This is a genomic window from Paucisalibacillus algeriensis, from assembly GCF_000577245.1.
GTDB lineage: Bacteria > Bacillota > Bacilli > Bacillales > Amphibacillaceae > Ornithinibacillus.
On record NZ_CBYO010000013.1, the window covers coordinates 1 to 1,214 of the forward strand.

Here is a 1,214-nt window from a genome sequence, read left to right on the forward strand (position 1 = left end):
AAGCACGCTAGCTTTTAGAATTTCTTTTAAAATAGAAAAAACAGGGTTGTTTTTTCTTACATACTGGTTGTTTTGTTCAGTTTTCAAGGAGCAAAAATAAAATTTGGTGGAGCCTAGCGGGATCGAACCGCTGACCTCCTGCGTGCAAGGCAGGCGCTCTCCCAGCTGAGCTAAGGCCCCATTCTATATTATGGTCGGGAAGACAGGATTCGAACCTGCGACCCCATGGTCCCAAACCATGTGCTCTACCAAGCTGAGCTACTTCCCGTTTAAATGGCGCGCCCGAGAGGAGTCGAACCCCTAACCTTTTGATCCGTAGTCAAACGCTCTATCCAATTGAGCTACGGGCGCATATGGTGCCGAGGACCGGAATCGAACCGGTACGGTAGTCACCTACCGCAGGATTTTAAGTCCTGTGCGTCTGCCAGTTCCGCCACCCCGGCACTATATGGAGCGGAAGACGGGATTCGAACCCGCGACCCCCACCTTGGCAAGGTGGTGTTCTACCACTGAACTACTTCCGCGTATATATTAAATTAAATGGTGCGGGTGAAGGGAGTCGAACCCCCACATCCGAAGATACTAGATCCTAAGTCTAGCGCGTCTGCCAATTCCGCCACACCCGCATATTAAAATGGTGAGCCATGTAGGATTCGAACCTACGACCCTCTGATTAAAAGTCAGATGCTCTACCGACTGAGCTAATGGCTCATTTCAATTCCGAACTCATGTTGCTTAGTATATCTTATTATAAAATTAACATTCACTAAAACAAAGTGGTGCCGGCCAGAGGACTTGAACCCCCAACCTACTGATTACAAGTCAGTTGCTCTACCAATTGAGCTAGGCCGGCATATGGTGGAGGATGCAGGGCTCGAACCTGCGACCCCCTGCTTGTAAGGCAGGTGCTCTCCCAGCTGAGCTAATCCTCCGCCTGGCGGCGTCCTACTCTCGCAGGGGCAATGCCCCAACTACCATCGGCGCTGAGAAGCTTAACTGCTGTGTTCGGTATGGGAACAGGTGTGACCTTCTCGCTATCGCTACCAGACATTGTCTTAAAATGAAGACAAGATATATTATATTCATTTCTCGGAAGAAATGCAAGGGTTTTTTTAAAATAATTTATACCCTAAAAACTAAATAAGAGTAAACAACGAAATCAAATAAGTTAGTTAAGTCCTCGATCTATTAGTATCCGTCAGCTCCACGTGTCA

General features: G+C 47.8%; 9 tRNA genes and 1 rRNA gene. All 10 read right to left on the bottom strand.

From position 1 onward, the window contains the following. Positions 1–104: 104 nt before the first annotated feature. Positions 105–180: transfer RNA gene (locus TY11_RS09490), tRNA-Ala, on the bottom strand. An 11-nt stretch (positions 181–191) separates the two neighbouring features. Further along, a tRNA-Pro gene (locus TY11_RS09495) sits at positions 192–268 on the bottom strand. Between the two features lie 6 nt (positions 269–274). After that, positions 275–351, bottom strand: a tRNA-Arg gene (locus TY11_RS09500). Between the two features lie 3 nt (positions 352–354). Continuing rightward, positions 355–443 (bottom strand) — tRNA-Leu (locus TY11_RS09505). Between the two features lie 6 nt (positions 444–449). After that, positions 450–524 (bottom strand) — tRNA-Gly (locus TY11_RS09510). A 17-nt stretch (positions 525–541) separates the two neighbouring features. Then, positions 542–626, bottom strand: a tRNA-Leu gene (locus tag TY11_RS09515). A 9-nt stretch (positions 627–635) separates the two neighbouring features. After that, positions 636–711: transfer RNA gene (locus tag TY11_RS09520), tRNA-Lys, on the bottom strand. A gap of 66 nt (positions 712–777) precedes the next feature. Continuing rightward, a tRNA-Thr gene (locus TY11_RS09525) sits at positions 778–853 on the bottom strand. Positions 854–856: 3 nt separating this feature from the next. After that, a tRNA-Val gene (locus tag TY11_RS09530) sits at positions 857–932 on the bottom strand. Further along, a 5S ribosomal RNA gene (gene rrf / locus TY11_RS09535) occupies positions 933–1,048 on the bottom strand. It lies immediately after the preceding tRNA gene. Positions 1,049–1,214 lie beyond the last annotated feature (166 nt).